Source organism: Brevibacterium sp. JSBI002, from assembly GCF_026013965.1.
In the GTDB taxonomy this organism is placed as follows: Bacteria; Actinomycetota; Actinomycetes; order Actinomycetales; family Brevibacteriaceae; genus Brevibacterium.
In genome coordinates, this window is sequence record NZ_CP110341.1 from 3,553,618 (window position 1) to 3,574,042 (window position 20,425).

The following is a 20,425-nucleotide window of genomic DNA, read 5'->3' on the forward strand; positions in this document are numbered from 1 at the left end:
GCCTCAGCTCGGGCGGTGGGCGTCGAGCTGTTGGGCGACGCGGATGTAGCCGAGGTGTGAGTACGCCTGTGGGTGGTTGCCCAGGTGCATCTCGGCGACGGGGTCGTATTCCTCCGACAGCAGTCCGGTGGGCCCGAGCAGATCGTCGACCTGCCGGAACAGATCCCAGGCGTCGTCGATGCGGCCGACCTTGATGAAGGCTTCGATGAGCCACGTCGTGCAGATATGGAATCCGCCCTCGAGCCCGGGCAGTCCGTCATCATAGCGGTAGCGGAACACCGTCGGGCCGACTCGCAGCTCGCGTTCGATCGCGTCGACGGTGGACACGAACCGCGGATCGTCGGCGTCGAGCAGTCCCGAGAGCCCGACGAACAGGGCTGCCGAGTCCAGGTCCGTCTCACCGTAGGCGACGGTGAATGCCCCGACTTCCTCGTTGTAACCATGCGTGAGCACATCGTGGGCGATCTCCTCGCGCAGCTGCCGCCACGCACCGGGCGGCTCCCGATCGAATCGGTCCGCGATCCGCAGCGCCCGATCGACCGTCACCCAGCACATCACGCGTGTGTACACGTTGTGCTTCGGTGCGCGCCGGGCCTCCCAGATCCCATGGTCGGCCTCGAACCACCGTTTGCCCACGGCCTCGACCATCTGACAGGTGAGCGTCCAATAATCCTCGGGCAGCTCGCCGAGGTGGTCGCTGAGTTCGTCGAGGAGCTCCGTGACCGGGCCGAACACATCGAGTTGGACCTGATGTTCGGCTGCGTTGCCGACCCGCACCGGCCGTGATCCGGCGTATCCGGGCAGGTGGTTGAGCACCGCCTCGGTGGTCAGGGCCGAACCGTCGACGGCGTAGAGCGGATGGAGCTGTTCGGGTGAGACCGTGCGCTCGAGGATGCCCGACAGCCATGAGAGGAAACCTTCGGCCTCACCGGTGGAACCGAGGGCGAGCAGGGCCCGGACGGTCATCGACCCGTCGCGCAGCCAGGTGTACCGGTAGTCCCAGTTGCGGACGCCGCCGATGCCCTCGGGCAGGGAGGTGGTGGGAGCCGCGAGAACCCCACCGGTGGGTTCGTGGCACAGGGCGCGCAGGGTGATCGCCGACCGGATGACCTCTTCACGGTGGTGACCGGGCAGAGTCAGTGACTCGACCCAGTTCGTCCAGAAGTTCAGGGCGCGTTCGCGCACATGGTGCTCTCCGCCGGTGGCCATGTATCCGGCGTCGCCCGTGCCCGTCCCGCAGGCGAGGACGAGGACGACGGATCCGCCGGGCTGCTGCGAGGGGACGACGGTCGCCTCCGCGGTGTGGGAGTCGCCGTTCTCGACGATGTCGAAGTCGATTCCGGGGGCGTAGAGTTCGATCGGCTCCGCAGTGCCGAGCACCGCCACACCATCATCGGTCCTGGTCATGCGGGTGGGAACCGTGGCGTAGTCGAGCCTGGGGGCGAAGCGGATGCGGGTCGGGGTGTCGCCGGCGAGCACGCGGACGACGATCGTGTCGTCGCTGTGCCCGTCGACGGGAGCGAGGTAGTCGACACAGCTCAGTCCAGCCCACCGGGTCTCGAGCAGGGTCGAGTTCCCGAGGTATCGCTGGGTCAGCGGGGCGGCCCCGTTGGCCGGTGCCACGGCGAAGAATCCGGCCGCCTCGGAGCCGAGAATCTCGGAGAACATCGACGCCGAGTGCGGCAGGGGGTGCGGCATCCAGCAGATGCTGCCGGTGGGGTCGATGAGCGCGGTCGACTGTCCGTTGCCGATGAGGCTGTGCCGCTGGATCGGGGTGGCGCGGCGGCCGAAGAGCCAGGACTTGCGCAGCTCGAACAGGGCACTGAGGACGGTGGAGACCTCGGCCGGTGAGTCCAGCCGGAAGTCGGCGTGAGTCGGTGCGGTCTGAGTTCCGACCTTGAGCCCGAGGTCATCGGCGCCGAGGGTTTCGAGAGCGAACTCGTCGGCGGTGTCATCGCCGATGAAGACGACGGCTTCCGCCCCTGTCTGACTGCGCAGACGGGTCAGCGCGTCGGCCTTCGACGACGGTACGACGGACAGGTCGATGACCTGCTTGCCGCGGGTGGGGTGGATCGGGTGGGCGTCGGCGAGCTTCTCGACGGCGGCTTCGATCTCCCGCCGGTCGGTCTCGTCGAGTCCGCGCAGGTGCACGGCCGCGCCCGTGGTCTTGTGCTCGATGACGTCGCGCGGCAGGGCGCGTGTGAGGTCGGCGCGGAAGTCGGCGAGGACCGCCCGCTGCTCTTCGGTGAGCGTGTCGATGGTGAATGTGTCGGTCTCACCGCCGTGGGACCCGAAGAGGTGGACCTCCCTGGGCAGGCGCGACATCGCCGCGAGGTCGCGCAGGCTGCGACCGGAGATCACGCCCGCCGAGGTGGACGGCAGCAAGGCGAGCGCGCGCAGTGAATCGACCGAGCTCTCCAAGGGAAAGGCCTGGCTGGGAACGTCGACGATGGGGGCGATCGTCCCGTCGTAGTCGGTGGCCACCAGCAGGGAGGGGGAGCGTGAGAGCGCGAAGAGGCGACGGAAGAGGACCGGGTCGAGTGCTCTGCTCGCTTCGGCCAGGTCGCCCAATAGTTCGGAGGACCTCACCGAGGCGGCGATGGTGGCCAATCGGGATTCGGTTGCGCTCTCGTGCTCGACAGTGCTCATCTCACCTCGGGTGTCTCGGTTGGCTCGGGTGCCGGTCAGGGCTCTTTCGTCACGGGGGTGTCGTCGTCCGGATCGTCGGGATCACCGGAATCATCGTCGTCGGTCGCCTCGGCGGGGGTGTCGATCTGTTCGGGCAGGGCACCGAGCTTGGCCAACTGGCGGCCCTTGCTCAGGCGGGAATAGCCGCCGATGATGAAGATCACGCCGGCGATGAGGGTCGCCGCTCCCGTGAAGCCGAGGATCGACAGGGCCTCCATGCCGTCGCCGAAGACGAGGATGATGCCGAGCAGGACGTGGACTCCGGAGGCGATGAGGAAGTCTGAGGCCATGGGCTGGGACCGCAGCTGCCGGTAGGCCCAGAATTCGAGAGCGCCGTGCAGGAGGGCCCAGATACTCAGGGCCGCGCGCAGTTCGGCGGGTTGGTCGGCGAGGAAGAGGAAGACGATGGCCGGGATCGCGATGACGGCCTGTCCGAAGATCGCGGTGCGCACGTTCAACGGCGAGCGCACGGCCTGGAAGACCAGGGCCAGGGCGAAGAGGATGAGGTAGCCGATCGCGAGGTGGTCGACGACCTCGGTCGGCAGGCTCAGCTGCAGCGGATTGCTCGAATCGCGGGGCCAGAAGACGGTGACGATGCCGAAGGCGACGCCGAGGATTCCGCGCACGACCATGGGCCAGCCGAGTCGACTCGCGGCGGCGATGGCCTGCGGGGCGGCTTCGTTACGCGGGGTTGCGGATTCGGTGCGCGGCTCTTCGGTACTCATCACGGCACCAGTCTAGGTCGCCAGCCTGAGTCTGTCCGGTCAGCATCGGTTCAGGGGCGAGCTGGTGGCGTTTCTTCGCACTGAATGCATTTACGTAATTACGTAGTTCCTGTATCGTCGAAGCATGGAATCAGTACCGTCGGCAGAAGATCGTCTCTCCGCTCTCGAACAGCGAGTCGCCGAGCTCGAGGCTGTGGCCAAGGGGCCGCAGGGGGCTGCGGCAGCTCAGAAGGACGTGGGCGAAGCGCCGTCGGCTGGAATGGAGTCGCCAGCATCGTCCGGCGCTGCGGACTCGCCTGCAGAGCCGAGCGAATCGGGATCCGCCCTGCCGGGCGACGCTGAGACGTTTTGGGCGCTGCATGGGCTCGTCGACCGCCTCGGCGAGGACGGCGGAGTGACCTACACCGGGTACACCACTCCCCCGGGCGGCAGCGGTCCCGTGGCGTGGCAGATGGGTCTGAGCAGTGCCGGGCTGGCGCAGATCGATTTCGCCGAGGCGGCCGGATCCTTGGCAGCCCTCGGCCACCCGGTCCGCCTGCAGCTGCTCCAGGCGATCTATGAGGGCACGAGCACCGTGGCCGAGCTGGGCAAGGACGAACGGTTCGGCACGTCCGGGCAGATCTATCACCATGTGCATGCTCTCGCCGGCGCCGGCTGGTTAGAGAGCGCCCGCCGCGGACATTGGCGTGTGCCCGCTCAGCGAGTCGTTCCGCTGCTCACCCTCGTCCTCATCGGCACCCACTGACAGGACCTCTCGCCGGCGGGCCACTCGCCCGCCGCGCGACCCGAACCCGACCACCACACATTCCACCCCTGCTGACCAGGAGGAACGATGACCGCCATCGACAATCACCGCACACCTGCGACTGCGGGACGGCTACCTCGGCGCATGGGGTTTGCCCTGCTTGCCGCCGCACTCACGGCCGCCGTGCTCGCGGCGATCACCCCGTGGCCGCGCGGTTTCCAGGGTACGCCGACAGGGGACGCCGAGCTCATGAGCGAACTCGAAGACGCACTCGGCAGCCGGCATTGGCAGCACGTGGCCGCAGCCCGCACAGACGGCGACGAAGTGACCTTTGCGGGCACCGGAGCCGATGAGCACACCGAATTCGAGATCGGATCGATCACGAAGACGTTCACGACCGCCCTCTTCGCCGATGCGATCGATCGAGGCGAGGTCGAGGCGGACACCAGCCTCGGCGAGGTGTGGCCGGAGCTGGAGGGGAAGGTCGCCGAGGTGACGCTCGAGTCGATTGCGATGCAGCGGTCGGGGCTGCCCTCCCAGAACCCCGCACCGAGCTTCAGCGACGGGGTGATGACCATGCTGTCGAACTACGTCCACACCGACCCCTACCGCGGGGATGCCGCGGACATCGTCGCCAGTCTCAACGACGTGGAGGTGGGCGAGCCGGAGCCCGAGTATTCGAACTATGGGTTCGCCGTCCTCGGCCAAGCCGTCGCCGAGGTGGCCGGGTTGAACTATTCCGACCTCGTCCGGTCTCGCCTCACCGAACCCTTGGGAATGAAGGAGACGTTCGTCCCGGACTCCGCCGAAGGCCTGACCCACGGGTTCACGGCCTCCGGGCTGCCGGCCGCGCCGTGGACGATGGGCGGATCCGCGCCCGCGGGGTCGATCCGGTCGACGACCCATGACCTGTCGATCTGGCTGCGTGCCGTGAGCGACGGAACCGCGCCCGGCGCCGAGGCGGCAGAACCTCGAACGGAATTCGAGGATGACCGCATCGGCTGGGCGTGGTTTACGACGACGCATGGCGGCTCGACCATCACCTGGCACAACGGCGGCACCGGCGGCTACCGGTCGTACCTCGGATTCGACTCGAAGTCCGGGAAGGGCGTCATCGTGCTGGCGGATTCCGCGAACTGGGTCGATGCGGCCGCGACGCTCATCTCGAAGCCGGCCGATACCGAGGCAGCCGACAGTGCACGTAGGGATTCCGCTGCGAAGTCAGGAACACAGTCATGAGTCCCGAAACCGTCTCCGCGATTGTCGGCGCAACCCTCATCGTGTGGGGTGCGTTCACAGCGTGGCGAGCTCACCGCGCGACGACGCGGATCGGACTGCTGTCTGGAATGGTCTCGGCTGCCGTGTTCGTACTGCTCATCCGGCTCATCACGCCCTTCGGCAGTTGGCACGACTGGTTCGTGTGGGTGTGGCTGGCGGCAATGCTTGCCATCATCGTCGGTGCGTGGAGGGCCGCACTCGTGTGGCCGGATCTGCCGTGGCGGGCGGAGGATGCGACGACGCGCCGGACCGAGGCGAGCAGGCTCGGCTTCGAAGCGCTGCTCGCGCTGATATGTGCCGGAGCCTTGGTCCTGCCCGGATTCCTTCTCTGAGCTAGACCTGCGAGGGGCGCGCCGCTCCCGTCGACGCCGAACACTGGCCAGTGGAACCGACGCCCACTGCCTGCCTGTGAGCCTTATTTGCCCTTGACGGTCAGCGTGCCGCCGCTTTCGGAGACCTCGTACTTCGGCAGCGGCTCCTCGGCCGGACCGGAGATCACCTCTCCGGTGGTCACCGAGAAGTTCGAGGAATGACACGGGCAGATGATGGCCTCCTCGGTGATACGAGTGACCTGGCAGCCCTGGTGGGTGCACACCGATGAGAACGCGAAGAACTCGCCTTCCTTCGGCTGAGTGATCACGTAGGTGTCCTCGATGACGGTGCCGGATCCGACGGGCACGTCGGAGGCCGGCAGTTTCGAGTCCTTCGTCGGCTCCGCCTCCTCGTCGGACGAACACGCCGAGGTGGCCGCCACCGAGCCGCCGATGACCGCCACCGTTCCGGCCACGCCTGCTGTCTTCATCACACGTCGCCGGGTCGGATCCGCTGGTACGGTCGATTCGACTTCGGCGGGGCTGTTCGGGGTCGTCGTCATCGGAATCTGCTCCTTCTCGCGGGTGCGCACAATCCGCCATGCCGCCAACCGACATGGACTCGTAGGTTCCAGCGTACAATCGCAGTCGGTTCACCGCCTGCATGCACCTGTCAGGATGGAATGGCACCGGACCGATCCTCGGACGATCGGGGCGATGGGCGCGGTGGGCCGCCTCGGCGAGGGACGATTGCGGACGAAGAAGGGGTGCGGCAGTGGCAGACGAAACGGCGGCAGCACACCGGCGGCGCCCGGAATCGCGCATCGCGACGGGATGGGGCCTGGCCGCCTCGGTGTACGTGTTCACCGTCGTCATGATGGGCACCACCCTGCCCACGCCCCTCTACCCGCTCTATGAGGAGCGGTTCGGGTTCGGCACCGCTTTCACCACTCAGCTCTTCGCGATCTACACGGTCGGGGTCATCGGCGCGCTCATCATCTTCGGTCGGCTCTCCGACGGACTGGGGCGACGGCCGGTGCTCAGCCTCGGGGTGATCTTCTCGATCGCCTCGGCGGTGCTCTTCCTCATCGGATCCCACATCGGCCTGCTGCTGACCGGCCGAATCCTGTCCGGTCTGGCCGCGGGGATCTTCACGTCGACCGCCACCGTCACCGTGCTCGAGAACGCGCCCGCCGGGCGCGAACGACTCGCCGGATCCTTGGCCACGGCGGCGAATATGGGCGGGCTGGGACTCGGGATCCTGTCCTCCGGACTGCTCGCCCGCTTCGCCCCCGCTCCCCTGCTCACGCCGTTCCTCGTCAACGCGCTCATGCTCGTCATCGCCGGCTTGGCGCTCATCTTCGTGCGGGACCGGACGCGCGGCGGGGCGGCGGCTGTGCGGTTGCAGCTGCCGGGGATTCCTGCCTCGGCGAAGCGCATGTTCCTGGCCGCCTCACCTGGGGCGATCACCGGCTTCTCGGTGTGCGGGCTGTATTCGGCGATCGCGCCGAGCTTCATCGGGCAGACCCTGCACGTGACGTCGACCGCGGTCACGGGCGCCGTCGTGTTCCTTCTCTTCGGCGCCTCGGCGACGGCGCAGGTGCTGCTGCGCGGGTTGAGTGACCGTCGGCTCATCATCGGCGGGACCGTGACCATGATCGTGAGCATGGGGGCTCTCGTATGCGCGCTCATGGCGGGGTCGCTGCCGGTGCTCATCGCCTCCGCAGCGTTAGCCGGTGCCGGGCAGGGGCTCGTGTTCATGACCGGGATGCGTGCGATCACCGCGGTGACCGCGCCAGAGCACCGCACCGAGGCGACCACCTCGTACTTCATCCTCGCGTACGTGTTCATATCGGTGCCGGCGATCGGTGCCGGATTCCTCGCCGCCGAGGTGGGGCTGGCGAATGCGACCGTCGTCTTCGCCGTCGCAGTGGCCGTGGTGTGCGTGTTTGGACTCGTCGCGGCACGGAGGTTCGCGGGCCGTTAAGTATGGGATTGCCGGGTGCTGTGGGCTGTCTCCGGTGGAGGTTCGGGTCAGTGACGTGAACTAGGGTGGGAGCCATGACCTCCGCAGCCACGACATCCGCCCTCGATGTCCTCCACGATGTCTTCGGCTATGAGGAGTTCCGGGGTCAGCAGGCGGCCATCGTCGACCAGGTCGTCGGCGGCGGGGATGCGGTCGTGCTCATGCCCACCGGCGGCGGAAAATCCCTGTGCTATCAGATCCCGGCCCTGGTCAGGCCTGGTACCGGCGTGGTCATCTCCCCGCTCATCGCACTCATGGCCGATCAGGTCGCGGCACTGGAGAACCTCGGCGTGCGGGCGGCCTATCTCAACTCATCCCTCGATTTCGAGACCGCCCAACAGGTCGAACAGCAGCTGCTCGCCGGAGAGATCGACCTGCTCTACCTCGCGCCCGAACGCCTCGTCCTGCCGCGGACCATGCGACTGCTCGAGCAGGCACAGATCTCCCTGTTCGCCATCGACGAAGCCCACTGCGTGTCCCAATGGGGACATGACTTCCGCAGCGACTATCTGGGACTCGGCGTCTTGGCCGAACGATTCCCCGATGTCCCACGCATCGCCTTGACAGCCACGGCCACGCCGGCCACCCACGCCGAACTCACCGAACGCCTCCACCTCCAGGACGCCGAGCACTTCGTCGCGAGCTTCGACCGACCCAACATCACCTACCGGATCGAACCGAAGGCCTCGGCGAGATCGCAGCTGCTCAACTTCATCAGCACAGAACACCCCGGGGATTCCGGCATCGTCTACTGCTTGTCCCGGCGCGGAGTCGACCAACTGGCCGAAGCGCTCGTCGCCCGCGGCCTCACCGCTCTGCCCTATCACGCGGGGCTGCCTTCCGAGGTACGCGCGGAGAACCAGGCGAGATTCCTCCGCGAGGACGGCATCGTCATGGTCGCCACGATCGCCTTCGGCATGGGCATCGACAAACCCGATGTCCGCTTCGTCGCCCACCTCGATCTGCCTCGATCGGTCGAGGGCTACTACCAGGAGACCGGTCGAGCCGGCCGTGACGGACTGCCCGCGGACGCGTGGATGGTCTACGGCCTCGGCGATGTCGTCTCCCAACGTCGACTCATCGAATCCGGCGAGGGCGACCAGGTGTTCAAACGCCGCCAGATGGGCCACCTCGATTCGATGCTCGCCCTCTGCGAGACCGTCGACTGTCGACGTGTGCAGCTGCTGCGGTACTTCGATGAGGATTCCGCACCGTGTGGCAACTGCGATACCTGCATGACACCCCCGGTGACCTGGGACGCGACCGTGGCCGTGCAGAAGCTGCTGTCGGCCGTCATCCGGCTCGACCGGGAACGCGGGCAGCGCTTCGGTTCGGGCCAGGTCATCGACGTGCTGCGTGGCAACGACAACGACCGTTCCCGGGCCTCGGACCATGCGAGCCTGAGCGTCTGGGGCGTCGGCGACGACCTGTCCGAGAACCAATGGAAGACCGTCATCCGCCAGGTGCTCGCCCGCGGACTCCTCGACTCCCATGGCGACTACGGAGTGCTCGTGGTCGGTGAGGCGGCCGGCCCCGTCCTGCGGGGAGAAGAGGAGATCTCACTGCGCGTCGACCCGGTGAAGAAGTCCGGAGGCAAGAAGGCCGGATCAAGTCGCCGGGGCGGCCCCGAGGTCGAGCTCGACCCCGCCGATGCCTCCCTGTTCGAGGCCCTGCGCTCCTGGCGCGGAGAGCAGGCGAAGGAGCAGGGGGTGCCCGCCTATGTCGTGTTCCCCGATGCCACGCTCTACGGCATCGTCGAGGTCAAGCCGACGACGATCAGCGAACTCGGTCAGGTCAGCGGAGTGGGTCTGAAGAAGCTCGACCGCTACGGCGATTCCGTGCTCGAGGTGCTCGCCGCCCAAGCAGGCTGAACCGCCTCGGGCCCCTCAAACTCCCTATTTGCTACCTGACGGCGGCCCAGCAACCTGGCGCGAGGTTGCTGGGCCGCCGTCGGGTAGTTCTGAGGCGGTAGCCTGGAATGCAGACGAACCCACCGGTTCCCTCACCACGTGGAAGGCGACGATGACGACCCCTGACCGGACAGCCACCTCGGCGAACTCAACTGGCTCCCCGAGTTCAATCACCCGCGCGGACTGCAAACAACGCGATGCGAACGATCCTCTGCGTGATTGCCGCGAGGAGTTCCTGCTCCCGGAAGGCACGATCTATCTCGACGGGAACTCTCTCGGCCCGCGCACAAAGGGAGCCGCAGAACGCGCCCAGGAAGTCATCACCGACGAATGGGGCACCGGCCTCATCGGGTCATGGAACACCGCCGGCTGGTGGGATCTGCCGGCAAAGCTGGGTGAGAAGGTCGCCGGGCTCGTCGGCGGCGGGGCCGGGTCGACCGTCGTCACGGACACGACGTCGATCAATCTGTTCAAGGCCGCCTCGGCGGCGCTGAAGATGCAGGCCGAGGACTCCTCGGACCGGCGGGTCATCCTCACCCAGCGGGAGAACTTTCCCTCCGATATCTACATGCTCGAAGGATTGGCCGAGCAGCTCGGCGACGGATACGAGGTCCGCCTCGTCGACGATGAGGAAGTCACCGCAGGGTTCCCGACCACGATGTCCGACGAGGTGGCCCTCGTCGTCCTCACCCATGTGAACTACCGGACCGGTCGGCTCTTCGATATGGGCACGACCACCTCGGCGATCCATTCCGGCGGAGCCATGGTCATCTGGGACCTGTGCCATTCGGCCGGTGCTCTGCCCATCGATCTGGCCGGAACCGGGGCGGACATGGCGATCGGCTGCACGTACAAGTTCCTCAACGGCGGACCCGGGTCTCCCGCATTCATCTGGGTCGCCGAGGCGCTGCAGAACCGATTCAGCCAACCTCTGTCGGGGTGGTGGTCGCATGCGCAGCCCTTCGATATGGCCCCGGACTACCGGCCGGCCGACGGTATCCGCCGCTACCTCACCGGAACGCAGGGAATCCTGTCGATGTCCGTGGCAGAGCTCGGCCTCGACATCCACTCGCGGGTGGATATGGAACAGGTCCGGGAGAAGTCCCTGGCCTTGTCGGACCTGTTCATCGACCTCGTCGATGAGCGTTTGGCCGATCATCCGGTCGAGGTCGTCACCCCACGTGAGCACGCCCATCGCGGGTCTCAGGTCTCGATCCGGCATCCGGAGGGGTTTGCGGTGATGAGCGCGCTCATCGAACGCGGAATCATCGGCGACTACCGTGAGCCGGAGGTGCTGCGCTTCGGTCTGACTCCGCTCTACATCGGGTTCACCGAGGTGTGGAACACCGTCGAGGCCCTGCGCGACATCCTCGACAACCGACTTTGGGACACCCCGGCGCACAAGGTCCGCGGCGCCGTCACCTAACTGCTACCTGACGGCGGCGCAGCAACCTGGCGCCAGGTGTCTGGGCCGCCGTCACCTGCGTTGGGACGTGACCGCTCAGGTGTCCGGAGCCGCAGAGGTTTCGGCAGAGGTTTCGATGACCTCGGCGTTGACGCCGAAGTACGGTTCACCCGCCTCATTTCGCGGGCGGTTGGCGGCAAGCGTCTTGAGCAGATTGCTGCCCCGCTCCCCAGTGATCGGGTCGAGATCGAGGATGGCACACCGCGCAATCGGATCCCCGATCCGCACACGCAGAGCGCCGACGTCCGGCACGTTCACCGTCACCTCCCGGCCTCGCCAAGTCTCTTCGATGAAGGGTTCGTCCGTGTCGAGGACGAGGGTGGCACGGAAGCGGGCGGCCTCATCAAGCAGCTCGTGGTGACCGGATCGATCGGCGAGTTCCCTCATCGAAGCAGTCGTGACGATCGACAGGCCAGCTCCGTAGATCACGTCTCCACGATGTGCTTGGGCCAGCCGCACCGGCTTTCCCAGCCACGCGGAGGCGAGCGCCGAATGCGGACCGTCAGTGAGTTCGAGGTCGACCGGCCGCTTCCAGTAATTGCAGGTCAGGCGCTCACCCGAGCCGACTGGCACCCCAGAGGTAGAGCGCCCGTCGGGCAGGGTGATCGTCAGCATGTCGTCGACGAGTGAGGTGGTCATGCGGATGAGCCGAGGATTCTGCACGGTCTTGAGCACCTGTCGTCGTTCGACATCGACGAAGCAGAACTCACGATCGCCGACCGGTCCGTGAACGTCGACGGCGGCTCCCGGTCGGGCCTCGTGTCGTGTGCCTTTGACGTGGGCGAACCCGAGCGATGGCACACTGAATTCCCGCGCAGAAGCAGGTGACGGCGGCCCAGATACCTGGCGCCAGGTTGCTGCGCCCCCGTCAGGTAGTAATTGGGGCATGTGGGTTGCGCCTTCCTGTGATGGCGTAGGTGCCGATGGCCACCGCTCCGATGGCCAGGACCGTGCCGCCGATGATAACGGCTCCGGGAATTGTGGCGATCGTGCCGAGCACTCCCACGGTGACTCCGGAGAAGGTCTGCATCCCCGGCCCGAATGTCGCATAGGAGCCGATGACGCGGCCGCGGATCTCCGGCGGCGCTTCGAGTTGGATGATCGCCATCCCGGTCGACTCGGCGGTGATCTTCGAGACTCCGGCGATGACGAGCATGATGACGGCCAGCCACAGGTGCGAGGTCAGGGCGAAGAACAGAGAGCTGATGCCCATCGCCGCGGCGGCCAGTGCCGCGGCAGCCGGAACGGCCTTGATCCACCCGGTCGCCTCAAGCCCGAAGCCCCCGAGCACCCCTCCTGCACCCATGGCGAAGAGCAGCACGCCATAGGTGAAGTCACTGTCCCCGCCGACCGGATTGAGGATGTCGCCGAACACCGGCATCGCCGTCTGCAGCACCGCCCCGATCGTCGTCGAGGCGAGCGCGGCCAGCAGCAGCATGCCGACGATCGCGCGATTGTGGCGGACGTCGATGAGCACCCGCAGCGACTGGATGAGAGTCGTCCGCGCGGTGCGCACTCCTCCGCTGCGCAGATGCCCGGTGAAGGGGGTGCGGATGAGGAAGATCGTCAGCGGCAGATAGAAGACGATGTTGATGAAGATGCCCCACGTGGCACCGACCCCGAGCAGCAGAGCGGAACCGACGACGGGACCGAAGAGGATGCCGAGGCTGCGGAACGTCGCATTGAGCCGGACAGCGCTCGGCAGCTCCTTCCGATCGACGAAGTCATGGAGCATCATCTGTTCGGCCGGACCCCACAGACATCCGGCCAGGCCATGGATGACGAGCAGCACGCAGGCCTGCCACAACTGCAGAGAGTCCGTGAGGAAGAGGATCCCCCAACACAGGGACACGACCATGAACATGATCTGTCCGATCTGGATGAGGCGGCGGCAGTCGAAGCGTTCGGCCAGAGACCCGGCATAGACGGACAGGAGCAGGAAGGGCAGCCAGTGGCTGATGAGCTGGAATCCGACGAGCGCCGGGGATTCGAACTTCTGCCACAGCACCCAATAGGTGATGACGTGCTCGATATTGTCGCCCATCATCGCCGTGCCCGATCCGATCAGATAGGGCGCAGTCTTCCAACTGCGAAGCACGCTGAAACGGCGCGGACCGGCGGCACCGCCGTTGTCCTCGGAGAAATCGCTCACTCGCCTATTCTCACACCCGCGGGAACGCGCCGGCGCCGACCTCTTGTCTGCTGGGAACGAGGCGAGGACAATGATCCTTGATCAAGGAGGATCATATGTCCACAGCTCAACCGCCGACGTCCGCCCGCCCGAACTCCGCCCTTGTCGTCATCGACGTCCAGAACGGCGTCATGCAAGCCAGTTGGAACTCCGAATCGGTCATCTCCACGATCTCTGATCTCGTCGAGCGTGCCCGGGACACCGGCACCGAGGTGGTCTGGGTCCGGCACAGCTCCGGTGAGCTGCCGATCGATTCCCCGCAATGGCAGATAGTCGACATGCTGTCCCCCGCCGACGGCGAATCCATCGTCGAGAAGACTCACGGAAATACCTTCGAGGACACGGACTTCGAGGAGGTGCTCTCCGGGAAGGACGTCGGCCACCTCGTCGTCACCGGTGCCCAATCTGATGCCTGCGTGCGCTCGACCATTCATGGCGGATTCGCTCGGGGCTACGACGTCACCCTCGTCACCGACGCCCACACCACCGAGGATCTCACCGAGTGGGGCGCTCCCCCACCGGAGCAGGTCGTCTCCCACACGAACCTGTACTGGCAGTTCGAATCCGGTCCCGGACGGCAGGCACGGGTCCAGGAGTCGAGCGAGGTCGACTTCGCCAGACCGTGATCGACCCCGCTCCTGCAGCTCCGCAAGTCTGCCATCATTGAGGCATGAGTGAAGACATCCGCAGCATCGAACTGACCCGCATCGCCGAAAACCACTACCGCGCCACCGCCCCAAGCGGAGCAAGCATCGAATTCGGTCGCGGCGAGGGCCTCATGACCCCCGTCGAACTGCTCCTGGCCGCCGTCGCCGGCTGCTCGTCGATCGACGTCGACACCGTGACCAGCCGTCACACCGAACCGACGAAGTTCGACGTCACCGCGACCGCAGACAAGATCGACGAAGACGGGGCCTCCCGTGTGGACAACGTCCACCTCGACTTCGATCTCGCATTCCCCGACGACGAGGAGGGCCGGAAGGCCGATGCCCGCATCGAACGCCTCGTCGGGCTCTCCCACGACAAGTACTGCACGGTCTCCCGCACCGTCGAACACCCCACGAAGGTCGACTTCAGCATCCGTCGCGACTGACGTCGCGATTCGTCATGGCAGTTCCTTCGCCGAGGCGGACCGCCGTTCCGTACAGACGTGACCCTCAGCTTTCGGCGAGCCGCTTCTTCTCGACCTCGACGTCGAAATCGGCGGCCGGCCACTGCGGGTCGATGTCGACCAGGGCATCGAGCAGCAGCCGCTGCACGGCCAGCCTGGCGTACCATTTCCGGTTCGCGGGCACGACGAACCACGGTGCCGCCTCGGTGGAGGTGCGGTCGAAAACGACCTGATAGGCGTCCATGTAATCCGGCCACAGGAGTCGTTCGTCGACGTCACCCGGGTTGTACTTCCAGTACTTGTCCGGCCGTTCGAGGCGTTCGGCCAGACGCTCTTTCTGCTCGTCCGGAGAGATGTGGAGCATGACCTTGACGATCCGGACTCCCGCCGCGATCAGTTCGGCTTCGAAGTCGTTGATGGCGGTATAGCGGCGCTCGATCTCGGTCTCGTCGGCGAGTTCGCGAACGCGGCCGATGAGCACATCCTCGTAGTGTGAGCGGTCGAAGACTCCGATCATGCCGGGCCCGGGTACGCGCGGTCGGATGCGCCAGAGGAAGTCGTGGGCGAGTTCCTCCTCGGTGGGTTTCTTGAAGGCGGCGAGTTCGACGCCCTGCGGATCGACGGCACCGACGACGTGTCGGACGATTCCGCCTTTGCCGGCTGTGTCCATGGCTTGCAGGACGAGGAGGACAGCAGGGCCGGAGTCGTCATCGTGATGGGCGGCGAACAGACGCTCCTGCAGGTCGCCCAGTTCAGCGGACAGCGCCTCGAGGTCCTTCTTCCCGCTCTTCTTGTCCCCGTCGTAGCCGGGAGTGGATTCGGGATCGACCTCGCCGAGGCGGAATCCCTCCCCGGCGCGCAGAAGTGGGGCGGGGGCGGTCGTCCAGTTGCTCGTCGGCTCACTCATGCGTTCATCTTTCCAGGTGGGGATGGCCGCGTCTATACCGATGAGTCACCGGTGAACGCTCACCGCCTCGGGCCTTGATGAGGCGGCTGAGGTCCGTCGATGCCCGGCAACGGGTTCTCATTCGTCAGTCCGCGCTGGAGCCTGTCCTCCAGGTACCTCTGGTAGGCCGCATCGCGTTCGCTCGCAGTCTTCTGCGGCTTCGGCTTGTCGATGACATTCCGCAGCACAGCCAAAACCGACAGCACCGCCAGACCGGACAATGCCACGGCCACCCAGATCATCGTGGCGAGCAGGCCCGGCGGATTGTCGAAGACCTGCACACCGGCGAAGAAGATGAGGAAGGCGAATCCGAGATACGGCAGCAGCAGCCACAGCGCGACTTTGTAGCCGCCGATCATCATCGGCATCATCATGCACGTACTCCACGCCATGCCGCCGATGAAGAAGAGCAGAACGAGGAAGAAACTCGCCGGATCGGCGTTGAGTTCCGCCGCCACCGCTCCGGGAACGGCCCGCTCGCCGAGGAAGAACGGCCAGACCAGCGCCACCAAAGTGACGATCACTGCGGAGCCGACCACGCCGAGGAGAATCATCGGGATGAGACCCTCACGCCGGAACCCGTCGTCCGGTCGTTTGTGCTCCATGAACAGGAATGGGAAGAAGAAGGCGAGGCCTGCGGCACAGATTCCCATCCACATCGCATCCGCTTCGATGATTTCGAAGTCGTTGCCGACCATCAGCCCCGTCGAGGCGAGCCAGATGAAGAAGGTGAAGAACAGCGCCCCGAACAACGAGACCCCGAGGACGCGCACAAAATCACGCGTCCACGTCGGTACCGGCTTCTCCTCGCGCAATGGAAGCGGCCCCGACGGGGGCGGTCCGGCTGGTGTCTCACTCATGATTTCATCGTCGCACAAGCACGGGCGACTGATACCGGTCTCGGTGTTTCAGATCCCCCACCGCGAACGTCAACCGGTCAGACACCGTCCCACAGGCCACGCCTTCAGTCCGGTTTGCGGAACACCGACGGCAGCTTCTTCTTCACCCGTTGCCCGGTGTCCCGGTACGACCATTGCCGCATCGGCTGCGGCACCCGCCATTGCAGCTTCCAGGCGAGCATGCGGAAGCCGAAGGCGGCGGCCGCGATGATCAGGGAGGCGATGGCACCCAACAGTCCGGTCACCTCGGCGATGATCGTCAGCCCCGAACCGAACAGCGCGGGGATGAGGTAGAGGTCGGTGCCGCGGAAGATCGCCGGATCCTCACTGGCCACGGCATCGCGCATGAGTCCGCCGCCGCACGCGGTCAGCGCACCCATGAGCAGCGCCGCCGGATAGTTCGTCCCGGCGGCGAGCGCGATCGTCGTGCCGGTGACGCTGAAGAGGCCGAGGCCCATCGCGTCGAAGGCGACGATCCAGATCCGTGCCCGGGAGATGTGGGAGCCGATGATGTAGATGAGCAGGGTCGCAATCACCGGCGGGGCGAGGTAGATCGGTTGGCCGATGGCGTTGGGCACCCGGTCGAGGAGCACATCGCGGATCATGCCTCCGCCGATGCCCGTCATCGTGCCCAGCACCAACCCGCCGGTGATGTCGAAATTGCGTCGCGCGGCCAGCAGCACTCCGGAGACTGCGAAGACGAAAGTGCCGGTGAGGTCGAGGGCGAGGAACAGGATCTCCTGCAAGTTCATCTCCACCTCGGCTCCCCTCGTCGCTCCGTGCCCGGCCCGGTGCCGAGCGTCCTACCAGCCACTGTAATCCGCTTCGACATCCAGTGAGCCATTTGTCTGGTGTCCCGTTCCCCATCGCCGAGGCGGCCGCTAGGCTGAGGAGATGACGCAGCCGACGCTCATCCTCGTCCACGGCGCTTTCGCCACTTCCTTCTCTTTCGCCCCGCTGCAGGCCGAACTCGCCTTCCACGGAGTGCGCTCGGCTGCGGTTGACCTGCCGGGTCACGGTTTCGCCGCCACCTTCCCGCTCGGGTATCAGGCGCCTCAGGACCTTGCCCGGTTCACCTCGGAGCCGGGATCGATCAGGGGTGTGACCGTCGAGGACAATGTCCGGGCTCTCACCGAGGCGGCCGCCCGTGCCAAGGAGCACGGACCGGTGGTCATCGTCGCCCACAGCCGCGGCGGGGCCACATTGACCGCCTTGGCGAATGCGCATCCGGAACTCATCGACCACATGGTCTATGTCTCCGCATGGGCACCGGTGGACCTCCCGGCCGCCGAATACAATGCCGAACCTGAAATGAAGACCGTCGACAATGCGGCTCTCGCCCGGGCCCTGGCCGGTGATCCCGGGCAGCTGGGTCTGCTGCGCTGCAATTTCCGCCAGGCCGACCCGGTGGTCCTCGACGGCCTGAAAGCACTCTTCTGCGCCGACGTCGGCGATGACGAGTTCCGCATCTTCTTGGGCTCTCTCCAGCCGGATGAGAACCTCGACGCGGGAGGCCCCGAACACCGGGCGCAGGCGGGCACGTGGGGGACGATTCCGCGCACGTTCGTCCGCCTCGGCGAGGATCGAAGCCTGCCGACCGCGATGCAGGACCGCCTCATCCGCGAAGGCGATGCGCTCACCCCGGACAATCCCTACCGGGTGCGCACACTCGCGTCGTCCCATGTGGGATGGCTGATCCACCCCGCCGAGGCGGCCGTGCAGTTGGCGCAGATCGCCGCCGAGGTTGCCGCGGAGTCCGACAGGTAAAGCGCGAGTGCGAACTGAAGAGGCCCGACCGTGACAGTCGGGGCCTCCTCTTCGTCGGCGAGCTGAGAGGCGAGTTCAGCTGAGCTGAAAGTTGTCCGGGTTCTTGTAGGGTTCGATCTCAACCACCGGGGCGCCCTTGCCCATCAGCAGTTTGGAGATGGGGCAACGAGCGTGCGCACGAGCAGCGTACTTCTCGGCGTCGGTGTCCGAGACCCCTTCGATGGAGATGAATGCCTTCGGGGTGAAGTAGAAGCCGTTGCCGGAGGGTTCGTTGTGCAGCTCGACCTCGACGCGCACGCGTGAGAGCGCTTCGATCTCATTGACCGCGAGGACGACCTTGAGCGTTTCGCCGAGGCACGTCGACCAGGCCATGGCGAGGAACTGTTCCGGGTTGTTGCCTTCTTCGACCCGTGAGGTCGGGGCCGTAGGCAGGGTCTGGCCGTCTTCGACGCGCACCTCACCAGAGGTGCCGCCGAGGTTCTCGACCTTCGCGGTGTAGATCGGCGCACTCGGGCTCTTCGGCTCATCCGCGTCTCCGGTCGGAGCCTGCGGCTGAGCGTATCCGGGTTTCTCAGTCATTGCACCATGCTACGACAGGCACGCAACAAGGTCACTGGCGTTTCAGTGAATGGTCAGTGACAAAACCCGCAGACCCATCCGCCGCCCCGGTGGCTCCGAATGATCACTATGAATCGGAAAACCCGTGCAACCCACCCTTTCCGCGGCACGTCGGCAGGCATCGTCGCCGCAGTCATGATGTTCGGCCTCGCCGACCTCATCGCGCGTGCCTTCACCCCGAGCGCGGCACCCCTGCTCACCCTCGGTCAGGCGATCATCCCACTGGCTCCCCCGGCAGCGATCAAACCCGTCATCGCCCTCTTCGGCGACAACGACAAACTGGTCCTCGTCCTCTCCACCGGGCTCGGGGCGCTCGTTCTCGCCGGGCTCATCGGAGCCCTGGCCGCCTCCCGCCGGCGTCTGGCCACGGCGCTGCTGATCGTCGCCGGTCTCGTACCCGCCGTCGTCATCATCCTGCGCCCCGAGGCGGGCGTCCTCGACATCATTCCCACGCTCATCGGCATCGCGGCGGGAGTTGCCGTCTTCGTCGTGCTGCTGCACCTCGGGGTACCTGAAACCCCCGCCGAGGCGGCCGACCGTGCCGATACCGCGCGCAGTATCGCGCCCGGTTCACGGACGTCGGATCCTTCACGAACTTCGGATCCGCTCAGCCGCCGCCGCTTCTTCGGCCTCGCCGGAGCCGTCGGCGCCATCGGAGCCGTCACCATTGCCGCTGGCCAGACCGTTGTCTCGCTGACACAGGACGCCGGAGCCGCAATCGCCAAACTGGTTCTCCCCACCCCCGCGAAGAAGGCGGCAGCGATCCCGGCGGCCGCGAGCACCGACGTCGACGGCACAGCCCCCTTCGTCACCGAGGCGAAGGACTTCTACCGCATCGACACGGTGCTCTCACCACCGGTCATCGACCCGGAACAGTGGTCCCTGCGCATCCACGGCATGGTCGAGGAGGAGGTGACCCTGACGATGGATAACGTCCTCGGCCTGCCGTTGGAAGAACACCACATCACTCTCACCTGTGTGTCCAATCCCGTCGGCGGGGACCTCGTCGGCAATGCGACCTGGCTCGGATATCCCGTGCGCGACCTGCTCGCCCGAGCACGCCCGAACTCGCAAGCCGATATGGTTCTCTCTCACTCCTTCGACGGATTCACCGCCTCGACCCCACTCGGTGCGCTGACCGATGACCGCGCCGCCCTGTTGGCGGTGGGAATGAACGGCGAACCACTCACCCCGATCCATGGCTTCCCCGCCCGCCTCGTTGTTCCCGGACTCTACGGTTTCGTCTCCGCAACGAAATGGGTGACCGAACTCGAGGTCACCCGCTTCGATGAGAAGACCGCCTATTGGACCGACCGCGGGTGGGACGAGAAGGCCCCCATCCTCGTCGCTTCCCGCATCGAGGTGCCGGGGCCCTTGGCCAAGGTCGCTGCCGGGGACCTCCGGGCCGGCGGCACCGCCTGGGCGCAGCATTCAGGGATCGAGCGCGTCGAGGTCAAACTCGACGACGGCGAATGGACGCAGGCGGATCTGGCCGAGGAGGTCACGGTCGACACTTGGCGACAGTGGAGGGCCGAATTCGCCGAGGTGGCCGCGGGCTCACATACCCTCACCGTGCGCGCAACGGACAAGGACGGCACAGTGCAGACAGCGAAACGTCGGGATTCCATCCCGAACTCGGCCACCGGGCATCACCACATCCAATTCCGCGTCGAATGACGGTCCCTCCGCGGCCGCCTCGGCGAAGGAAATCTTAAGATTTCTTCCCCATCCACCCATCCGAACCC

19 protein-coding genes are annotated in these 20,425 nt (G+C 66.2%); 10 read left to right on the top strand and 9 right to left on the bottom strand.

Annotated elements, in window-relative coordinates; genetic code table 11:
• Window positions 1-3: 3 nt before the first annotated feature.
• Entirely contained in the window at window positions 4-2,649 is a 2,646-nt protein-coding gene (gene otsB / locus LJ362_RS16060) for a trehalose-phosphatase (protein ID WP_264800012.1), read from the bottom strand.
• Window positions 2,650-2,684: 35 nt separating this feature from the next.
• The gene (locus tag LJ362_RS16065) at window positions 2,685-3,413 is read right to left on the bottom strand and encodes an HdeD family acid-resistance protein (protein WP_264801868.1); all 729 of its coding nucleotides are present in this window, start codon (window positions 3,411-3,413) and stop codon (window positions 2,685-2,687) included.
• Window positions 3,414-3,537: 124 nt separating this feature from the next.
• On the opposite strand from LJ362_RS16065, the gene LJ362_RS16070 reads away from it, so the two are divergent.
• The 3 genes from LJ362_RS16070 (at window position 3,538) to LJ362_RS16080 (ending at window position 5,768) form a co-directional block, all read left to right on the top strand.
• Window positions 3,538-4,158, top strand: coding sequence for an ArsR/SmtB family transcription factor (locus tag LJ362_RS16070; protein ID WP_264800013.1), 621 nt, complete (start codon window positions 3,538-3,540; stop codon window positions 4,156-4,158).
• An 87-nt stretch (window positions 4,159-4,245) separates the two neighbouring features.
• Window positions 4,246-5,397, top strand: a complete 1,152-nt coding sequence (locus LJ362_RS16075; protein WP_264800014.1) for a serine hydrolase domain-containing protein — start codon at window positions 4,246-4,248, stop codon at window positions 5,395-5,397.
• Window positions 5,394-5,768 (top strand): hypothetical protein, encoded by a 375-nt coding sequence (locus tag LJ362_RS16080; protein WP_264800015.1) that lies wholly within the window; start codon window positions 5,394-5,396, stop codon window positions 5,766-5,768. The genes LJ362_RS16075 and LJ362_RS16080 overlap by 4 nt, the downstream gene beginning before the upstream one ends.
• Before the next feature lie 83 nt (window positions 5,769-5,851).
• Here LJ362_RS16080 and LJ362_RS16085 read toward each other — a convergent pair whose 3' ends face one another.
• The gene (locus LJ362_RS16085) at window positions 5,852-6,310 is read right to left on the bottom strand and encodes a Rieske (2Fe-2S) protein (RefSeq protein ID WP_264800016.1); all 459 of its coding nucleotides are present in this window, start codon (window positions 6,308-6,310) and stop codon (window positions 5,852-5,854) included.
• Between the two features lie 212 nt (window positions 6,311-6,522).
• On the opposite strand from LJ362_RS16085, the gene LJ362_RS16090 reads away from it, so the two are divergent.
• The 3 genes from LJ362_RS16090 to kynU all read left to right on the top strand — a co-directional run bounded on the left by LJ362_RS16090 (window position 6,523) and on the right by kynU (window position 11,109).
• Entirely contained in the window at window positions 6,523-7,734 is a 1,212-nt protein-coding gene (locus LJ362_RS16090; RefSeq protein WP_264800017.1) for an MFS transporter, read from the top strand.
• Between the two features lie 74 nt (window positions 7,735-7,808).
• Window positions 7,809-9,644 carry a DNA helicase RecQ gene (recQ, locus tag LJ362_RS16095; protein ID WP_264800018.1) on the top strand — a complete coding sequence of 612 codons (1,836 nt, stop codon included), beginning with the start codon at window positions 7,809-7,811 and terminating at the stop codon, window positions 9,642-9,644.
• A gap of 151 nt (window positions 9,645-9,795) precedes the next feature.
• Window positions 9,796-11,109 carry a kynureninase gene (kynU, locus tag LJ362_RS16100; protein WP_264800019.1) on the top strand — a complete coding sequence of 438 codons (1,314 nt, stop codon included), beginning with the start codon at window positions 9,796-9,798 and terminating at the stop codon, window positions 11,107-11,109.
• Between the two features lie 75 nt (window positions 11,110-11,184).
• Here kynU and LJ362_RS16105 read toward each other — a convergent pair whose 3' ends face one another.
• Both LJ362_RS16105 and LJ362_RS16110 read right to left on the bottom strand, forming a co-directional pair.
• Entirely contained in the window at window positions 11,185-11,949 is a 765-nt protein-coding gene (locus tag LJ362_RS16105; RefSeq protein WP_264800020.1) for an MOSC domain-containing protein, read from the bottom strand.
• Window positions 11,950-12,016: 67 nt separating this feature from the next.
• On the bottom strand, window positions 12,017-13,300 hold the full coding sequence (locus tag LJ362_RS16110) for an MFS transporter (RefSeq protein WP_264800021.1): 1,284 nt from the start codon (window positions 13,298-13,300) through the stop codon (window positions 12,017-12,019).
• A 95-nt stretch (window positions 13,301-13,395) separates the two neighbouring features.
• Between LJ362_RS16110 and LJ362_RS16115 the strand changes: the two genes are divergently transcribed.
• Both LJ362_RS16115 and LJ362_RS16120 read left to right on the top strand, forming a co-directional pair.
• On the top strand, window positions 13,396-13,965 hold the full coding sequence (locus tag LJ362_RS16115) for an isochorismatase family protein (protein ID WP_264800022.1): 570 nt from the start codon (window positions 13,396-13,398) through the stop codon (window positions 13,963-13,965).
• 44 nt (window positions 13,966-14,009) lie between these two features.
• Window positions 14,010-14,432, top strand: coding sequence for an OsmC family protein (locus tag LJ362_RS16120; RefSeq protein ID WP_264800023.1), 423 nt, complete (start codon window positions 14,010-14,012; stop codon window positions 14,430-14,432).
• A gap of 64 nt (window positions 14,433-14,496) precedes the next feature.
• Here the strand turns inward: LJ362_RS16120 and LJ362_RS16125 are convergent, their stop codons facing one another.
• From LJ362_RS16125 to LJ362_RS16135, 3 genes are all read right to left on the bottom strand, one after another.
• Window positions 14,497-15,357 carry a PPK2 family polyphosphate kinase gene (locus tag LJ362_RS16125; protein WP_264800024.1) on the bottom strand — a complete coding sequence of 287 codons (861 nt, stop codon included), beginning with the start codon at window positions 15,355-15,357 and terminating at the stop codon, window positions 14,497-14,499.
• A 59-nt stretch (window positions 15,358-15,416) separates the two neighbouring features.
• Window positions 15,417-16,256 carry a hypothetical protein gene (locus LJ362_RS16130; RefSeq protein WP_264800025.1) on the bottom strand — a complete coding sequence of 280 codons (840 nt, stop codon included), beginning with the start codon at window positions 16,254-16,256 and terminating at the stop codon, window positions 15,417-15,419.
• 104 nt (window positions 16,257-16,360) lie between these two features.
• Entirely contained in the window at window positions 16,361-17,047 is a 687-nt protein-coding gene (locus tag LJ362_RS16135; RefSeq protein WP_264801869.1) for a trimeric intracellular cation channel family protein, read from the bottom strand.
• A 142-nt stretch (window positions 17,048-17,189) separates the two neighbouring features.
• Here LJ362_RS16135 and LJ362_RS16140 point away from each other — a divergent pair, with 142 nt between their 5' ends.
• On the top strand, window positions 17,190-18,062 hold the full coding sequence (locus tag LJ362_RS16140) for an alpha/beta hydrolase (RefSeq protein WP_264800026.1): 873 nt from the start codon (window positions 17,190-17,192) through the stop codon (window positions 18,060-18,062).
• 75 nt (window positions 18,063-18,137) lie between these two features.
• Here the strand turns inward: LJ362_RS16140 and LJ362_RS16145 are convergent, their stop codons facing one another.
• The gene (locus LJ362_RS16145) at window positions 18,138-18,641 is read right to left on the bottom strand and encodes an OsmC family protein (protein WP_264800027.1); all 504 of its coding nucleotides are present in this window, start codon (window positions 18,639-18,641) and stop codon (window positions 18,138-18,140) included.
• A 108-nt stretch (window positions 18,642-18,749) separates the two neighbouring features.
• On the opposite strand from LJ362_RS16145, the gene LJ362_RS16150 reads away from it, so the two are divergent.
• The gene (locus tag LJ362_RS16150) at window positions 18,750-20,357 is read left to right on the top strand and encodes a molybdopterin-dependent oxidoreductase (RefSeq protein WP_264800028.1); all 1,608 of its coding nucleotides are present in this window, start codon (window positions 18,750-18,752) and stop codon (window positions 20,355-20,357) included.
• Window positions 20,358-20,425: the final 68 nt, after the last annotated feature.